Source organism: Streptomyces drozdowiczii (assembly GCF_026167665.1).
Lineage (GTDB): Bacteria > Actinomycetota > Actinomycetes > Streptomycetales > Streptomycetaceae > Streptomyces > Streptomyces drozdowiczii_A.
Map to the genome: position 1 here is coordinate 6,654,884 of NZ_CP098740.1, position 16,876 is coordinate 6,671,759.

Here is a 16,876-nt window from a genome sequence, read left to right on the forward strand (position 1 = left end):
TTTCGTGGCGTGGAGCGTTACGGACGGTGGCGCGGCGCGCGACGGTGGGCGGCGCAGGTGGTCGGGGGCGGGGGAGTCGCGTGTACGGGCGTGTCACCCCGGTTCGCCGGCGCGGCGCACGACGAGCGCGGAGTTGAAGCCGCCCTGCCCACGGGCCAGGACCAGTGCGGTGCGCAGCGCGGCGGGGCGGGGGCCGGGCCCGACCAGGTCGATCTCGTACCCCTCGGCGAGGGTGGAGCCGACGGTCGGCGGGATGACGCCGTCCCGCAGGGAGAGCAGGGCGGTGGCGACGTCGAGCGGCGCCGCCCCGGAGTACAGCCGGCCGGTCATCGTCTTGGGGGCGGTGACCGGCACCCCGCGCGGCCCGAAGACCTTGGTGAGCGCCTCGGCCTCCGCCCGGTCGAGTTCCGGCACCGCGGCGGCGTCGGCGAACACGACGTCGATGTCGGCCGGTTCGCTTCCGGCGTCGGCCAGGGCCAGTTCGATCGCGCGTTGGAGCCCGGGGGCCCGGCCGCTGCCGGGCCGCGGGTCCATCGTGGCGGCGTGGCCGGTGATCTCTCCGTACACCCGGGGGGCGCCCCGGCGGCGGGCGTGCTCGGCGTCCTCCACGACGAGGATGGCACCCCCCTCTCCGGGGACGTGTCCGGAGGCTTCGCTGTCGAAGGGGAGGTAGGCGCGCTCGGGGTCGTCCGAGGTGGTGAGCCGGCCCCCGGCGATCTGCGCCACCCATCCCCAGGAGCACAGGGAGGCGTCCACGGCCCCCGCGATGAGGACGGGGGTTCCCTTGCGGACCTGGCGCCGGGCCTGGGCGAGGGCGTCGAGGCCGCCGGCCTGGTCGCTGACGACGACGCTGCTCGGCCCCCGGGCACCGGTGCGGATGGAGATCTGCCCGCTGTTGACCGCGTAGAACCAGGCGAACGACTGGTAGGCGGAGACGTAGGTGCCGCCCTTGCTCCACAGGGCCTTGAGCTCGTTCTGGCCGAACTCGAAGCCGCCCGAGTGGCCGGCGGTGATCACGCCGACGTCGTAGTCGGGCAGGTCGCCGGGGGTGACCTCCGCGTCCGCCAGGGCCCAGTCGGCCCCGACGAGCGAGATCCGCGTCATCCGGTCGGTCTGCGGCAGAAGCCGTCCCGGCAGCAGTTCGGAGGCTTCGAAGCCGCTGATCTCGCCGGCCAGTCGGGAGGGGTAGGGCGTGGGGTCGAACCGGGTCAGCGGGGCGATGGCCCGCCGCCCCGCGAGGGTGGCCCGCCAATACGTCTCCAGGCCGAGCCCGTTGGGGGCGGCGACGCCGATTCCGGTGATGACCGTCCGGGCGCTCATCGGGTGCTCCGATCGGGGCGGGCGAGGACGACCGCGCTCTGGAAGCCGCCGAAGCCGCTGCCGACGGACAGCACCGCGTCGGTCCGCCGGTCGCGGGCGGTCAGGGGCACGTAGTCGAGGTCGCACTCGGGGTCGGGGTTGTGGAGGTTGGCCGTGGGCGGGACGACGTGGTGCTCCATCGCGAGCACGGACGCGGCGACCTCGATCGATCCGATGGCACCGAGCGAGTGGCCGACCATCGACTTGATGGAGGAGACCGGGGTGCGGTAGGCGTGCTCACCGAGGCTCCGCTTGAACGCCGCGGTCTCGTGGCGGTCGTTCTGCTTCGTACCGGAACCGTGGGCGTTGATGTAGTCGATGTCCTCGGCGCCCAGCCGTGCCTCGTCCAGGGCCACCCGGATCGCCTCGGCCATCTCCTTGCCGTCGGGCCGCAGCCCGGTCATGTGGAAGGCGTTGGACCGGGTGGCGTAGCCGGCCACCTCGGCGTAGATGTGGGCCCCTCGCCGCCGGGCGCCGGAAAGCTCCTCCAGGACGAAGACGGCGGCGCCCTCACCGAGGACGAAACCATTGCGGCTGGAGTCGAAGGGTCGGGAGGCGTGTTCGGGGTCGTCGTTGCGGGGGTGGTGGCCTTGATGGCGTCGAAGCAGGCCACCGTGATGGGGGAGATGGGGGCGTCGGTGGCGCCGGCCACCATCACGTCGGCGAGACCGTCCCTGATGACGCCGGCGGCGTGGCCGACGGCGTCGAGCCCGGAGGTGCATCCGGTGGAGACGACCGTGCCCGGCCCCTCGGCTCCGACGGCCCAGGCGACCTCCGTGGCGAAGGAGCTCGGGACCAGGAAGTTGTAGAGGTGCGGCACGGCGTAGCGGTGGTCGACCAGGTCGAGCCTGCCGCCGTCGCTGACCGTGCGGTACTCCTGGTCGAGTCCGGTGGTGGCGCCGACGGCGCTGCCGATGGTGACCCCGGTGCGCACCGGGTCCAGAGCCGTGAAGTCGAGCCCGCTGTCGTGGACGGCCTCGCGGGCGGTGACGACGGCGAACTGGGCGGCCCGGTCCATCCGCCTGACCTCCTGCGGGCCGAGGCCGGCGAGCTCGGGGTCGAAGTCGACCTCCGCGGCGACCTGGGAGCGGAACGGCGAGGGGTCGAAGAGGGAGATCCGTCGCGTCGCGGTCCGGCCGTCGGAGATCAGCCGCCAGAAGTCCTTGGTGCCGAGGGCGCCGGGCGCGGTGACGCCCACCCCGGTGATGACGACACGGCGTTCCTGTCCGGGCGGGGTGGCGGTCATGTGGCGCTCCAATGGTAGAAGCGCTGGGCCAGCGCATCGGCCGGCGAGCGCCAGGTGGCGGGGTCGTAGGCCGCGATGTGGGGCTTGAGGTCGTCGCTGATGCCGATGAACCGGCTGTCCGACTTGGCGGCCTCGATACGCTCGCCGCCGTCCTCGCCGTCGAAGTCCTGCAGGTGGAAGTAGAGCCCGCGGTACGCGAACAGCTGGCGGCGGCGGGTGCCCATCCGGTGGGGCATGTCGGTGGTGTCGAACTCGCCGAAGAGACGGGCGACTTCGTCGGCGCTCCCGATCTCCATCCGGGCGACGATGAGGTTGCTGTGCATGGTGGCCTCTCTGAGAGCGGTCGTGGTCAGGCCGGGCCGAACCAGCGGTCCAGCGCGGTGGGCAGGTCGTGGTGGCTGCCCGGGGCGGCCCAGGCGACGTAGCCGTCCGGGCGCAGCAGGACCGCGGTGGTGCCGGCGAGCCCGGCGGGCACGGGGCCGTGCGGGGTGCCGGTGACCACGTCGATCCGGTCCCGCCAGCGGGCGGCCCTGCGGCGCGGCCAGGGGTTGTCCGTGAGGTCGAGCAGCACCCCCCGGCCGGAGCGGAGCAGGGCGGTGGAGCTGGTGCGCCCGGCCCGGGTGGTCAGTTCCAGCCGGGGCAGGCGGGCGCCGAGCAACGGGTGGGAGCCCGCGCCGACGTCGTACCGGATGTCGGTCCCGCTGACCTTGGCGGCGAGATGGCGGGCCACCTCGTCGTACGGCAGGAGTTCGGACAGGACGTCCCGCAGCGGTTGCACGTCGTCGCCGCCGAGGATGAGGAGGCTCTGCGCGCGGGTGTTGGCCAGCAGCTGCCGCCCCACCCGGTGGCGTTCCGAGTGGTAGGTGTCGAGCAGGGTGGCGGGAGCCGTCCCGCGCAGGACGGCGGCGAGCTTCCAGCCGAGGTTGAACGAGTCCTGGATGGAGGTGTTCATGCCCTGTCCGCCGGCCGGCAGGTGGATGTGGGCCGCGTCCCCGGTCAGCAGCACCCGGCCCCGCCGGTACTCGGACGCCTGACGGGTGGCGTCGGTGAACGCGGACACCCACACCGCTTCGGCCCCCGAGATGTCGCCGCCCGTGAGCCGCTTCCACACGTCGGCGACCTCCTGGAAGGAGGGCGGCCCGGTGCGCCGCCCCGGCAGGGCGCCGCGTTCGCCGACGATGACGCGGTGCAGGCCGTCGCCGAGCGGGGCGGCCATGACCATCCCCCCGGCGAGGCTCTGCCCGGTCGCCCGGGCATCCACGTCCACGCCCCTGATGTCGGCGAGCAGCAGTTCCGTGGTGGCCTCGGTACCGGGGAAGTCGAAACCGGCCGCCTTGCGGACCGCGCTGCGTCCGCCGTCCGCCGCGACGAGATAGCGCGCGGTGAGCGTGGTTTCCCGGTCGCCCGCCCCGACGCGTACGGAGACCGCGTCGCCGGTGTCCTGGAGCGACAGGAACTCATGGCCGCGCCTGATGTCGGCGCCCAGTTCCCGCGCCCAGCCCTCCAGGACCGTCTCGGTGACCGACTGCGGGATGCCGCGGGCGGCGGAATGCGCGCCGCCGAGGACGGCCAGGTCCAGCGGGATGCCGCCGAAGTGGCCCCGGGTGCTGGTGTCCAGTTCGCCGAACCGGGACAACAGGCCACGCTGGTCGAGACTTTCCGTCGTACGGATGGTGAAACCCAGTCCCCGCGATTCCCCGGTACGCCGGGAAAGGCGTTCGACCACGACGACGTCGATTCCGGCCAGGCGTAATTCACCGGCGAGTACGAGTCCTGCCGGTCCCGCTCCGACAATGATGACCGAAGCATCCATGGAGTCTCCCGACTGAAGGTCCGTTCGATTCCTGCTGACGTGAAACATCCTCGGCCGCCGCACTTTTTGTTTTCAAGGCGGAAATATCAAGGTCCTGCGCAAGGAGATGTCAAGCGTTCGTCAAGTCGCCGGCGTGGATGTCTGACATTTCCGCGGTGGGGAAAAGCCCGGCGCCGCGTCGACTGCGCGGCCGGCGCCAAGGAAATGTCAGGGGAAGTACAAATCCCTGTTCAGGAAGGTGCAGGACGCCCCCTCGGACCGCTTCCTGTGACCCCGCTCACAGTCAGGTGCCTGGCCGGGTGTCTAGCCTGAGGCGCGCAACTTCGGTGCTGCGCCCGCACCATGGAACGGGGGAATTGATGCGCGTCCTGGTCGTTGATTCCGACAGGTCGAACGGAAACACGTTGAGTGCCCAGCTGAAGCGTCACGGGTACGACGTGGAGATCTGCGCGACGGGCGCCGAAGCTCTGGAAAAGCACGCGAAGTTCGACCTCGTTCTGATCGATCTCCTCCTGCCCGACATCGATGGCCTGGAAGTCTGCCGGACCGTCCGGGCGAACAGCGATATTCCCATCATCGCTTTCACGGATGCAGGGATGAAACTCGACCGCATCCTGTGCCTTCAGGCGGGCTGCGACGACTGCATGGCGAAGCCGTACGGATTCCGTGAGCTCCTCGCCCGCATCGATGCCGTACTCAGGCGCTCCCGCCCGGTGACGGCACGGAGCACGCGGGCGGCGGCGATCGCGCACGGTTCGCTGTGCATCGATCCGGAGACGCGGGAGGTGCGGCTCAACGGCCGGCTGATCGGCCTCACCCTCAAGGAGTTCGACCTGCTCCACAGGCTCGCGTCGGAGCCCCACACCGTGCACTCCAGGGCCTCCCTGATGGCCGCGGTGTGGGGGTTCCCGGGACGTCATGTCCCCGGCGGCCGGGCCAGCCGCACGATCGACACCCATGTGAGCGCGGTCCGCTCCAAGCTCGGCTCACCCGACTGGATCATCACCGTCCGCGGTGTCGGCTTCAGGATGGGCCGTGTCTGAGCGGGTACCGCTGACGACCCGTCGGCACATCGATCTGCAACGCCTCGCCGGCTTCCTCTGTCCGGGTCACTGACCCCCTCCCGCACCACGCACGGGCACGCGTCTCCCACGCAGGCCCTCGACGCCCGTGCGCACAAGCCGGTTCGGCCGTACGCGACCGGCCCCTCCTTTCCGCTCTCGCTCACCCGGAGTCGTACCTTCATGTCCAGACGTCCCGTGCCCTCGCGCCTCTTCGCGGGCTCCCCGGCGGCCGCCCTCGCCGCCGCGCTCGTCCTCCCGCTCACCGCGACGGCCTGCTCCGGAGCATCCGGGTCCTCCGGCAAGGCGGCGTCCACGCCGCGCTCCGGCGGCCACCTCAGGTTCGCGATGGCGGCCGACCCCGGCTGCGTCGACCCGCACCAGGCCACCACCACCGACGCCCTCTACGCGGCCCGCGCCTTCGTGGACTCGCTCACCGACCAGAACCCGAGCACCGGCCAGATCGTGCCGTGGATCGCGCGCTCGTGGCAGGTCTCGGCCGACGCCTCGCAGTTCACCTTCAGCCTGCGCACGGACGCCACCTTCGCCGACGGCACCCCGCTCGACGCCAAGGCGGTCAAGGCCAACCTGGACGCCGTCGCCGCCCTGGGCGCCAAGTCGATGCTCGGCGCCGGCTACCTCCAGGGCTACCGCAGCACCGAGGTCGTCGACCGGTACACCGCCAAGGTCACCTTCAAGGGGCCCAACGAGCAGTTCCTCCAGGCGACGTCGACAGCGACGCTGGGGCTCCTCGCCCCCGCCAGTCTGAAACTCCCCGCAGACCGGCGCTGCACCGCCAAACTGATCGGCTCCGGGCCGTTCACCCTCGACGGCTACACCCCTAACACCTCGGTGGAGCTGACCAGGCGCGACGGCTACCAGTGGGGCTCCCCGCTCTGGAAGCACTCCGGATCCGCCTATCTGGACAAGCTCACCTTCCGAGTCGTCCCCGAGGCCGGTGTACGCGGCGGGAGCCTGAACTCCGGACAGGTCGACGCGATCGCCGGCGTGGCGCCACAGGACCAGGAGACCCTCGCGGGGCGCGGGGTGAGCGTCCTCGACCGGCCCAACCCCGGTGTCCCCGTCGCGCTCAGCGTCAACACCGCGCGGCCGCTGACGAAGGACCCGGCCGTGCGGCGCGCCCTCCAGTCGGCCGTGGACCGGGACGAGGTCGTGAAGACCGTCCTCAGCCCCAGCTACCTCCCCGCGACCAGCGCGCTGTCCAGCAGCACGGGCGCGTACGCCGACAACAGCGCGCTGCTCGCCCACGATCCGGAGAAGACCAGAAGGACGCTGGACGCGGCCGGCTGGGTACCCGGCCCGGACGGCATCCGGGTGAAGAACGGCAAGAAGCTGAACCTGAAGGTGATCCTGGGCGCGAACTTCGGGCCCAACCAGACCGTTCTGGAACTGATCCAGCAGCAGCTGCGCAAGACCGGGATCGGCCTCACCCTCACGCTGCTCTCCCTGCCGGACTACCAGCAGGCGCGCGGCGCCGGCGACTACGACCTGGCCTGGGGCAACGGCACCCGCAACGACCCCGACATCCTGCGCACCGCCTTCTCCGGCAAACTGCTCAACCTCGGCCGCATCGACGACCCCCGGCTGGAGAACTCACTGGACGCGCAGGCCGCCGCGATCGACCCGGAGAAGCGGGCCGCCCTGGTCGCGACCGCGCAGCGCCGGGTGCTCGAACAGGGCTACCAGATCCCCGTGTTCGAGATGGCGAGCGTCTACGGAATCGGCGAGAAGGTGCACGGCCTGACCCTGGACTCGACGTCCTACCCGCAGTTCCACGACGCGTGGCTGTCCTGATCATGACCACGTACATCGTGCGCCGGCTCGCCCAGGCCGTGTTCGTCCTCTGGGCCGCCTACACCCTGTCCTTCGGTGTGCTGTACCTGCTGCCCGGCGACCCCGTGACCGTCATGGCCGCCGGGGGCGGGGACAGCACCTCCGCAACCCCGGAACAACTCGCTTCGCTGCGCACCCGGTACGGTCTCGACCGGCCGGTGGCGGAGCAGTACGCGACACGGCTCGGGCACGCCCTGCACGGGGACTTCGGCGCCTCCGTCCACACCGGCGAACCGGTCGGGCGGATGATCGCGGACGCGGCCCCCGCGACCCTGGAGCTCACGGCGGCCACGCTGGCCCTGGCCCTGCCGCTCGGGGCCGGGGTCGCCCTGGCCGGCACCTACACCCGCCGACGCTGGGCGGCGCAGCTCCTGCTGTCGCTCCCGTCGGCGGGGGTGGCCGCCCCCACCTTCTGGACCGGCCTGGTGCTCATCCAGTTCCTCTCCTTCCGCTGGGGCTGTTGCCGGCCTTCGGGGACGGGAGCGCCGCCTCGCTGCTGCTGCCGGCGGTGACGCTGGCGCTGCCGGCGGCCGCGCTGATCGCCCAGGTCTTCGCGAAGAGCCTGCGCACCGCACTCGCCGAGCCGTACATCGGCACGGCCGTCGCCAAGGGGGCGAGCCGGCTCCGGGTCCACTTGTCCCACGCGGCCCGCAACGCGGCGCTCGCGCCGCTGACCGTCGTCGGGGTGCTGGTCGGCCAGGTGCTGGCGGGCTCCGTGGTGGTGGAGACCGTCTTCTCCCGCAACGGGATCGGCCGCCTGACGGCGACCGCCGTGTCCGCGCAGGACATCCCCGTCGTCCAGGGGCTCGTGGTGTCCGGCGCGTGCGCCTTCGTCCTGGCCAACCTGGCCGTGGACCTCCTGCACCCGGTGTTCGACCCGCGGCTCACGGCGACGGGCCCGACGGCGGTGGCCGCATGAGCGCACTCGGTACGTCCCCCGACGGCCCGGTCACCGCGCCCGGCACGCCCTTCGACGGCGCACCGCGGGAAGCGCCCGCGCGGCTGCGCCGGACCGCCGGGTTCTGGCTCGCCCGGCCCGGACTCGTCCTGTCCGTCGTGTTCCTCGCCCTGGTCCTGCTCGCCGCGCTCCACCCCGCCCTGTTCACCGGCCGCGATCCGCTGGCCGGGGTGCCCGCCGACCGGCTCCGGCCGCCCGGCGGGGAACACCTCCTGGGCACCGACCAGCTCGGCCGTGATCTGTTCACCCGGCTGGTGCACGGCAGCTCCCTCACCCTGCGGGCGACCGCGCTCGCCGTCTTCGTCGGTCTGGTGGCGGGGTCGCTGACCGGGCTGGTGGCCGGCGCGGCCGGCGGGTGGGCCGACAGTGTGCTGATGCGGTTCACCGACGTACTCCTCGCCGTGCCGGGACTGCTGCTCTCGCTCGCCCTGGTCACCGCCCTCGGCTTCGGAACCGTGCAGGTCGCCGTGGCCGTCGGGGTGACCAGCGTGGCCATGTTCGCCCGGATCATGCGGGCCGAGGTCCTGCGGGTCGCCGGGTCCACGTACGTGGAGGCCGCTCGGGCGAGTGGCACCCGGTGGTACGCGGTGCTGCTACGCCATGTGCTGCCGAACGCGGCCGGGCCCGTCCTCGTCTACGCGGCGGTGGACTTCGGCGGCGTCGTGCTCCAGGTGTCGTCGTTGTCGTTCCTCGGTTACGGGGCGCGCCCGCCGGCCCCCGAGTGGGGGTCGCTGGTCGCCGGCGGCCGCGACTACCTGGCCACCGCCTGGTGGCTGACCACCCTGCCCGGACTCGTCCTGGCGGCGACGGTCCTGGCCGCCAACCGCATCGCCCGCGCCCTCGACGGCGAGGCGAAGGAGAGCACCCCATGACGCGACCCCTGACAGCGCCTGCCGGACCGGCCGGGGAATCCGGTCCCCTGCTCGGCATAGAAGGGCTGAGGATCTCCTACCGCACGCGGGCGGGCCGGGTGGACGCCGTGCGCGGGGTCTCCCTCACCGTCGCACCGGGCGAAGTCGTGGCCCTGGTCGGCGCCTCGGGCTCGGGCAAGTCCACGACGGCCCACGCCGTCGTCGGCCTGCTGCCGCCCGGAGCGACGGTCACGGCGGGCCGCGTCCTCTTCGGCGCGACCGACCTCGCCGCAGCCGGCGAACCGGAGCTGCGCCGCCACCGCGGCCGGGGCATCGGCTTCGTCCCGCAGGACCCCATGGTGTCGCTGAACCCGGTGCGCCGCATCGGCCCGCAGATCGGTGAAGTGCTCCTGATCCACCAGCTGGCCTCCGGCCGGCGCGAGGCCGCCGAACGCGCCGTCGAACTGCTCGCCGAGGCGGGCCTGCCCCAGCCGCACCTGCGGGCCCGGCAGTACCCCCACGAACTGTCCGGCGGAATGCGCCAGCGGGCGCTCATCGCGATCGCGCTCGCCGCCCGGCCGAAGCTGCTGATCGCCGACGAGCCCACCAGCGCGCTCGACGTCACCGTGCAGCGCGCTCTCCTCGACCATGTGGACGAACTCGTCGCCCGCACGGGCACGGCGGTGCTGCTCATCACCCACGACCTGGGTGTCGCCGCCGACCGCGCCCAGCGCGTGGGCGTGATGTCGGAGGGCGAGATCGTCGAATCGGGGACGGTCGACGCGGTGCTGGGCGATCCCCGGCACACGGTCACCCGGCACCTGCTGCGTGCCGCGCCGAGTCTCGGCTCGGTACGGGAGCGGACCCCGCCGGTCCGGCCCGCGGGGGCCTCACCGGACCTGGTGGTGGCCCGGGGGCTGGTGAAGGAGTTCCACCGGGGCCGTCGTGGCCGGGCGCCCGTCCGGGCCGTCGACTCGGTGGACCTGACCATCCGGCGGGGGAGACGCTCGCCCTGGTGGGGGAGTCGGGCTCGGGCAAGTCGACCACCGCCCGGCTGCTGGTCCGCCTCGCCGATCCGACCTCCGGCACGGTCCACTTCGACGGCGAGGACATCACCTCGCTGCGCGGGGAGGCGCTGCGCCGGCTGCGGCGCCGCATGCAGATCGTCTACCAGAGCCCCTACGCCTCCCTCGACCCGCGCCTCACGGTGGGGGACATCGTCACCGAGCCCCTGCGCGCGTACCGGGTGGGCGACCGGGCCGGGCGCTCCCGGGAGGCGGCGGCCCTCCTGGACCGCGTACGGCTTCCGGCCGGCACCCTCCGGCGGCGCCCGCAGGAGCTGTCGGGCGGGCAGCGGCAGCGCGTGGCCATCGCCCGCGCGCTGGCGCTGCGCCCCGATCTGGTGGTGTGCGACGAACCGGTCTCGGCGCTCGACGTCTCGGTGCAGGCGCGCATCCTGGAACTGCTCACCGAGCTCCAGGACGAGTCGGGGCTGAGCTGTCTGTTCATTTCGCACGACCTCGCCGTGGTCCGGGGCATCGCCCACCACGTCGGCGTGATGCGGGGCGGCCGGTTGGTCGAGTCGGGTCCGGTGGCGCGGGTGTTCGCCAAGCCCTCCCACCCGTACACGAGGGAACTGCTCGCTTCGGTGGCCGGTTCACGCCGTGCCGGGGCAGTGGATGGCGGGTAGCGGGCCGGCCTCCGGGGCGGAGGGGTACGCGACGGCGGTCGCCGCCGCGTACCCGGGAGGAGCCGCCAGGTCGCGGACGTGCCAGCCGGCCGGCTGCGTCCCGTCCAGGAGGCAGTCGGCGGCCAGACCGCGCGCGAGGCCCGTACCGAGGCCCTTCAGGTACGCCTCCTTCCGCGTCCACAGCCGGGCGAAGGCGGCTGCCCGCGCGGCCCGGGGGACGCGTAGCAGGCCCGCGCGCTCCGCCGGGTGCAGCCGGGGCAGCAGCGCCTCGACCGTGCCGGTCCGCGGCACGCGCTGCACGTCGACGCCCACGGGCAGGGCGGCGACGGCGATCATGATCAGGTCGTGGCTGTGCGAGAGCGAGAAGTGCGGCCCGTCCGGGAAGCCGAGCAGCACCGGCCGCCCTCCCGGACCGCCGCCCGTTCCGCCGGGCCGGTCGCGCCCGAACCGCAGCCGTGCCGCATCCGTACCGGTGTACTCGGCAAGGACCTCGCGCAGCGCGACATGGGCGGTGACGTAGCGAAGCCGGGCGCGCGGACCGGCGAAACCGGCGGCACGGGCCAGCTCTCCCGCGTCGAGGCAGCCAGGGACGGGAAACGGGGAAGGTTCGCCCGGGGCGGGCAGGGACAGCGTCCGCAGCCGGACCCGAGGCGGAGCGCTCACCCGGGCCGGGGCGGCGGTCACCGTGCGGCGGCCCGGTCGCCGGCGTCGAGGCACTCGTCGAGAAAGGCCAGGGCGCGCAGGTGGTAGGCCCGGGCGGCGGAACCCAGGCTGACGTTGTGCCCGGCCGCGGGAAGCCGGTCGACCAGCACTCGCGGCGCCGCCGAGAACTGCGCGGCCAGGTCCACCAGATCCGCGTCGTCGTGACGCCACCACGCCTCGTGCTCGGCGAAGGTGAAGCGCACCGGCACCCGCACCCGGGGCAGCAGGCGGGGGGACAATGCGCCCCACTCCGCCGCCGATTCGGCCTCCCGCCGGGGCACCGGGGCGACGACCGCCCCGCTCTCGCGGAAGGTCCCGGCCGGATAGAGCCGCAGCGGACCCCAGTTGAGCCGGCGCAGACCGGCGGCCGTGGTGCGGCCGAGCAGCCCGGCGGAGGCGGCCGGCCGGTGCCCGCACCCGGAGACGTCCAGGCCGACGAAGGCGCCGGCCGGGGCGTCGGCGGCGAGAGCGAGGGCGAGCTTGCCGCCGAAGGAGTGGGCGAGCAGGAACAGCGGCGCGGACACATGGCGGTCCCGCGCGTCGGCGAGCGCCGCCCGGACCGTCGCCGCCTGCTCCAGCAACGACTGCCCGGCGGGCAGACACGGGGCCGACGCGCCGTATCCGGGCCGGTCGAGTGCGAGCACGGCGCAGCCGAGGCGGGCGCCGAGCGTCAGCAGGGAGACGTCCGGATGGGCCTGCCCGTCGAAGTATCCGGCGCTCATCCCGCCGCCGTGCAGGGCGACGACGGTCGCCCGCGCCGGACGTCCGTCCACGGGCTCGCTCAGCAGCGCGGACAGGGGGACGCCGGCCGCGTCGAGGGTGATCCTGCGGACCCCCGGCGACAGCCGGCCGGGGGCGCCGGTCTCCGGTGAAGGGCGTGCCGTGGTCGTCAGCATCATGCGTTCCCGTTCTGGTCGGGGTCCACCGCGGGCTTCTCTCCAGCATCGGGCGCGCCCGCCGGACGGGACAAGGCATGCCGGTTCAGGACTCCCGCAGAACTCCTCCTCCGTCAGGTCAGGGGAACGTCAGGGATTCGACGGACGGCCCGGGTCGGCGTGTGCTCGTCCTCTCCGCCACCGACGGGGGCCCCTGGGAGGACGAATTGCCGTCCTTCCCGGAGGAGTCGGCGCCGCACGCGGACAGTGACAGCGCGGCTGCGGTGTACGAGCGCGATCTCGGGGAACGGCTTTGAGCGGAACCACGACCGGAGCCGAATCGGGAGAACAGGCGTGACCGACGATCAGGAAGACGCGCAGCTGGTGAGGGACGACCTCGAATCCGCCATCGGTCACTACATGGCGGCCGTGGCGAGCCGACTCCTGGACGAGGGCCTGCCCGTGGCCGCGATCTCGGCGTACGGGGCCTATGACGACGAAAGCCAGGACGACTTCGGCGCGGATGTGGAAGGAAGCGTGGAGTTCACCGGCGGGTTCTGCCGGGCGGCCTTCGGCGGGGGCCGGGACGCGGGGCTGCTGTGGTGCGGTGTGTCGGGCTGGTGCTTCTTCCGCATACCCGAGGGCTCCGGCCAGAGTCTGCACGAGTCCGCCCGCTGGATGGGCGGCGGCCTGACGCCCGAACCCGGCCGGGTCGCCGCGTTCTTCTCCGAGGCCCGACTGGATCCGGACTTCGTGGGCAGCGAGGACCGGCCCTTCTACCGCACGTCGCACACGGAGCCGGAGGAGCTGCTGGAGCGGCTCGAGGTCTTCGACACCTACGAGGGCGCGAAGCGATTCCGGGACCATGAGCGCCGGTTCGCGAGCCGACGCGCCGACGCGTACGGGAAGCGTGTGCTGAGCGCTCTGGCGGCGGGGGAGCAGGAGGTCGTCGAGGTGGCCTTCCGCAGCGGCGAGTTGCACGCGTTGCGCACGCTTCTTGAGTACGCGGAGGGGGCGGCGCCGCAGGGCGAGGCCCGGGAGCTCGCGCGGAGACTGGCCTCGGATCTCTCCCTGCGGACCCGCCACGGCCGGAAGGACGTGGACGAGCACTGCGCGGCGTTCGTCTACGCGAACGAGCAGCGCTGAACGCACCTGCCCGCTACGGCCGACGCGCCCGCCCCGCGGAACGGCACACGGACGCGAACCGTCCCGTGAAGACGGACCACGCCGCGACGGCGGCCTCCTCGTCGGCCGCGGCCCGAGCGTGCAGCCGGTCCCGGTCGACGCCCTGGGCGGCCAGCCGGGTCCGGTCCCACGCGGTGATGTTCCCGGCCTCCGCCTCGGGGTGGAACTGCACGCCCCAGGCCCGTTCGCCCACCCTGAATGCCTGGTACGGGCAGCTGTCACTGGAAGCGAGCCAGACCGCCCCCGCCGGTAGCCGCGTGATGGCGTCGACATGCCGCTCGATCGCGGGCACCGTCTCACCCAGCCCCGAGAACAGCGGATCGTCCACCGCTTCGGGCCGCAGTCGGATGGGCGTGCTGCCGAACTCCGGCTCCCCGTAGGCGCCCCGCACCGTCCCGCCCGCCACCTGGGCGAGCATCTGCCCGCCCAGGCAGATCCCCAGCATCGGTGTGCCGTCCGCCAGCGCCTGCCCGACCAGGCGGCGGGTCGCGGCGAGCCAGGGCGCGCGTGCGTCGTCGTCGGGGAGGAAGCCGCCGCCCAGCACGACGAGCGGGCGGCCGCCCAGCGCGGTGGGCAGCGCCTCACCGGCGTACGGACGCAGCACCCGCAGACCGAGCCCCGCCGCGCTCAACCAGGCACCGACCCGCCCGGGGCCCCCGCGTGCGGTGTTCTGCACGACCAGGACGGACACAGGACATCAACCTCCTCGTACCCGTCAGGGCACCGGGATGCGGATGACGGGATGGAACGGGCGCTTGACGTACCCGCTGCGGACATTGCGGCACGTCGGCGCCTCGCACATGAAGAACTCGTCCACCTTCGCGCGCCCCGTCTCGCCTCTCAGCCAGCTCTTCTCCTCCTCCGTGAGGGGCCGGTGCATCTCGTCCGAATCGCACGTATAGCAGAACAAGGTCTGAGGCTTCATGTGATCTCCCAGAAGGTCCGGATGAGCCGATCATCGACAGTAGGGAAGACCGGGGCCGCTCGGGAAGCCCCCATTCGGTGCGATTCCCTTGCCTGTCGCGGCCGTTGACAGGGCGTCACACCTCTCCCCATCATGGGAGCGCTCCCATGCCCTGTCCCACTCCATCCGTGCCGCCGAGATCCCAGGGAGGATCCCCCATGGCGCCAACGCACAGACCCCCACGCGGCTTCCGCCCTCTCGCCCGTGCCTCCGCCGTCCTCGCCGCGTCGCTCGCCGTGCTGGCCTCACTGACCGTCGCGGCCCCCGCCGCACCGCAGGCCGCCACCGACGCCGACGCCGACGTACAGGTCAACGCCCAGGCGGCGCTGGGCACGCTGACTGGCGCCGCCCGCGGGGTCAACACCGCCATCTGGGACGCGCACATGAACGACCCCGAGGTGGCGGACCTGATGACGGCGGCCGACGTCGGGGCGATGCGCTACCCGGGAGGGTCGTACGCGGACATCTACCACTGGGAGACCCACACGGCACCCGGCGGCTACGTCGCCCCGGGCACCGGCTTCGACGCCTTCATGGGCACCGTCCGCGCCGCCGGGGCGCAGCCGATCCTGATCGCCAACTACGGTTCCGGCACCCCGGAGGAGGCGGCCGACTGGGTCAGGTACGCGAACGTCACCAAGAAGTACGGCGCGAAGTACTGGGAGATCGGCAACGAGATCTACGGCAACGGCCACTACGGCAGCGGCTGGGAGAACGACGAGCACGCGGACAAGAGCCCGCGGGAGTACGCGCGCGAGGTGCGCGCCTACGCGGCCGCGATGAAGGCCGTCGACCCCACGGTCAAGATCGGCGCGGTCCTCACCAGCCCGGGGGAGTGGCCGGACGGCGTCGTCGGCGACGGCGACTCCGGCGACTGGAACCACACCGTGCTCCCGGCGGTGGCGGATGTCATCGACTTCGTCAGCGTCCACTGGTACGCGGGCGGCTCGGACACCACCGCCGACGCGGCCCTGTCCAGGCTGGCCAAGCTGCCCGGTGAACTCCGCGAGGTACGCAACCAGATCGACCGGGCCGCCGGCGCGCGCTCACCCGGCATCGGGATCGCGCTCACCGAGATCAACACCAACACCGGCGGCGCCCGGCTCACCGCCCGCCCCAACGGCCTGTTCGCCGCCGACGCGTTCATGACGGCGCTGGAGAACGGCGTGTTCAACGTGGACTGGTGGAACACCCACAACGGCGGGGGCGAGATCACCACCGTCGACGGGGAGACCGACTACGGCGACATGGGCATGCTGTCCAGCGGCGCCTGCACCGGCGACGTCTGCGAACCGGCGCCCAACACGCCGTTCCACCCGTACTACGGCATGAAGATGACCGCCCGACTGGGCACCGCGGGCGACACGATGGTCGCCGCCCAGTCCTCCGCGCAGGACGTCTCGGCCCACGCCGTGCTCCGCGACGACGGCCGGCTGAGCGTCATGCTCGTCAACAAGAACCCGGACACCGCCCGGACCGTCGCCCTCGACTACGCCGGCTTCACCCCGTCCGCCGCCGCGCCGGAGGTCAGCCGTTACGCACGCGGCGACAGCGACATCACCGAGGTCACCGGCGGCGACGCGTCCGCGTCCCGGGTCACGGTGCCGCCGTACGGCCTGCTCACCGTGACCCTCGCACCGAAGGCCGGCACCGGTCCGGCCGCCTCGGCCGCGAGCACCCCGGGCGCCCCGCGCCTGGACGCGGTCACCGACACCACCGCGCGCCTCACCTGGAACGGTGCGACGGGCGCGACCCGCTACCTGGTCCAGGAGCGCGACGGCGCCCACACCCGCCTGATCGGCGAGACCACCGGCACCTCCGTCACCCTCCGGAACCTGCCACCGGGCAGCACCCACACGGTCAACGTGCTGGCCACCGACTCGGCGGGGCGGCCATCCGGCCCCTCCTCGCCCCTGACCTTCACCACCGGCACCCCGGCGGACGCGGTCTGCTCGGTGACGTACCACCGTGACTCCAGCTGGGGCAACGGCTTCGTGACCACCGTGACCGTGCGGAACCTGGCGTCCACCCCGATCACGGGCTGGACGGTGGACTGGGACTGGCCGACCACGGGCCAGTCGGTGGACTCCGGCTGGAACGCCACGTTCCACCAGACCGGCTCCCATGTGCGGGTCACCGCTCCCGACGGCGCGGGCCCGCTGGCCCCGGACGGCGGCTCGACCGCCTCCTTCGGGTTCGTCGGCGCCAACGACGGCCCCAACCCCGACCCGGCCGTCTTCCGCCTGAACGGCGCGGTCTGCTCGGGCGGCTGACGCCCGCGTACGGGGAGCGCCCGGCCCGGGGGCTCCCCGTACGTC

At 73.1% G+C, this 16,876-nt stretch carries 13 protein-coding genes and 3 pseudogenes; 8 read left to right on the top strand and 8 right to left on the bottom strand.

Translation table 11 applies throughout. From position 1 onward, the window contains the following. Positions 1 to 93 precede the first annotated feature (93 nt). From NEH16_RS30135 to NEH16_RS30150, 4 genes and pseudogenes are all read right to left on the bottom strand, one after another. The gene (locus tag NEH16_RS30135; RefSeq protein WP_265546205.1) at positions 94 to 1,320 is read right to left on the bottom strand and encodes a ketosynthase chain-length factor; all 1,227 of its coding nucleotides are present in this window, start codon (positions 1,318 to 1,320) and stop codon (positions 94 to 96) included. Further along, positions 1,317 to 2,605: pseudogene (locus NEH16_RS30140) on the bottom strand (beta-ketoacyl-[acyl-carrier-protein] synthase family protein). Before NEH16_RS30140 ends, NEH16_RS30135 begins: the two are co-directional and overlap by 4 nt. Then, a complete protein-coding gene (locus tag NEH16_RS30145) occupies positions 2,602 to 2,928 on the bottom strand; it encodes a TcmI family type II polyketide cyclase (RefSeq protein ID WP_018103046.1) in 327 nt (108 codons plus the stop codon). The pseudogene NEH16_RS30140 and the gene NEH16_RS30145 overlap by 4 nt, the downstream one beginning before the upstream one ends. A 26-nt stretch (positions 2,929 to 2,954) precedes the next feature. Next, positions 2,955 to 4,418 carry an FAD-dependent monooxygenase gene (locus tag NEH16_RS30150; protein ID WP_265546207.1) on the bottom strand — a complete coding sequence of 488 codons (1,464 nt, stop codon included), beginning with the start codon at positions 4,416 to 4,418 and terminating at the stop codon, positions 2,955 to 2,957. A 359-nt stretch (positions 4,419 to 4,777) separates the two neighbouring features. Between NEH16_RS30150 and NEH16_RS30155 the strand changes: the two genes are divergently transcribed. From NEH16_RS30155 to NEH16_RS30175, 6 genes and pseudogenes are all read left to right on the top strand, one after another. After that, positions 4,778 to 5,461, top strand: a complete 684-nt coding sequence (locus NEH16_RS30155; RefSeq protein ID WP_073969207.1) for a response regulator transcription factor — start codon at positions 4,778 to 4,780, stop codon at positions 5,459 to 5,461. After that, a complete protein-coding gene (locus tag NEH16_RS33985) occupies positions 5,454 to 5,534 on the top strand; it encodes a putative leader peptide (RefSeq protein ID WP_365677897.1) in 81 nt (26 codons plus the stop codon). The genes NEH16_RS30155 and NEH16_RS33985 overlap by 8 nt, the downstream gene beginning before the upstream one ends. Before the next feature lie 128 nt (positions 5,535 to 5,662). Beyond that, positions 5,663 to 7,294: an ABC transporter substrate-binding protein gene (locus NEH16_RS30160; protein ID WP_265546209.1), complete on the top strand. Its 1,632-nt coding sequence runs from the start codon at positions 5,663 to 5,665 to the stop codon at positions 7,292 to 7,294. A gap of 2 nt (positions 7,295 to 7,296) precedes the next feature. Beyond that, positions 7,297 to 8,252: pseudogene (locus tag NEH16_RS30165) on the top strand (ABC transporter permease). Next, positions 8,249 to 9,163 carry an ABC transporter permease gene (locus NEH16_RS30170; protein ID WP_265546212.1) on the top strand — a complete coding sequence of 305 codons (915 nt, stop codon included), beginning with the start codon at positions 8,249 to 8,251 and terminating at the stop codon, positions 9,161 to 9,163. Before NEH16_RS30165 ends, NEH16_RS30170 begins: the two are co-directional and overlap by 4 nt. Further along, positions 9,160 to 10,832 (top strand): annotated as a pseudogene (locus tag NEH16_RS30175) (dipeptide ABC transporter ATP-binding protein). The gene NEH16_RS30170 and the pseudogene NEH16_RS30175 overlap by 4 nt, the downstream one beginning before the upstream one ends. Here the strand turns inward: NEH16_RS30175 and NEH16_RS30180 are convergent. Together NEH16_RS30180 and NEH16_RS30185 are read right to left on the bottom strand one after the other, a co-directional pair. Next, the gene (locus NEH16_RS30180) at positions 10,800 to 11,495 is read right to left on the bottom strand and encodes a 4'-phosphopantetheinyl transferase family protein (RefSeq protein ID WP_265546214.1); all 696 of its coding nucleotides are present in this window, start codon (positions 11,493 to 11,495) and stop codon (positions 10,800 to 10,802) included. The pseudogene NEH16_RS30175 and the gene NEH16_RS30180 overlap by 33 nt on opposite strands. Positions 11,496 to 11,512: 17 nt before the next feature. After that, the gene (locus tag NEH16_RS30185) at positions 11,513 to 12,433 is read right to left on the bottom strand and encodes an alpha/beta hydrolase (protein WP_265546216.1); all 921 of its coding nucleotides are present in this window, start codon (positions 12,431 to 12,433) and stop codon (positions 11,513 to 11,515) included. Between the two features lie 330 nt (positions 12,434 to 12,763). Between NEH16_RS30185 and NEH16_RS30190 the strand changes: the two genes are divergently transcribed. Next, positions 12,764 to 13,555, top strand: a complete 792-nt coding sequence (locus NEH16_RS30190; protein WP_265546217.1) for a hypothetical protein — start codon at positions 12,764 to 12,766, stop codon at positions 13,553 to 13,555. Between the two features lie 13 nt (positions 13,556 to 13,568). On the opposite strand, the gene NEH16_RS30195 is transcribed toward NEH16_RS30190, so the two are convergent. Next, a complete protein-coding gene (locus NEH16_RS30195; RefSeq protein WP_265546219.1) occupies positions 13,569 to 14,285 on the bottom strand; it encodes a type 1 glutamine amidotransferase in 717 nt (238 codons plus the stop codon). Between the two features lie 24 nt (positions 14,286 to 14,309). Next, complete coding sequence (locus NEH16_RS30200) at positions 14,310 to 14,519, bottom strand: hypothetical protein (protein ID WP_265546220.1); 210 nt, start codon at positions 14,517 to 14,519, stop codon at positions 14,310 to 14,312. A gap of 197 nt (positions 14,520 to 14,716) precedes the next feature. Between NEH16_RS30200 and NEH16_RS30205 the strand changes: the two genes are divergently transcribed. Next, positions 14,717 to 16,831 (top strand): cellulose binding domain-containing protein, encoded by a 2,115-nt coding sequence (locus tag NEH16_RS30205; RefSeq protein ID WP_265546222.1) that lies wholly within the window; start codon positions 14,717 to 14,719, stop codon positions 16,829 to 16,831. Positions 16,832 to 16,876 lie beyond the last annotated feature (45 nt).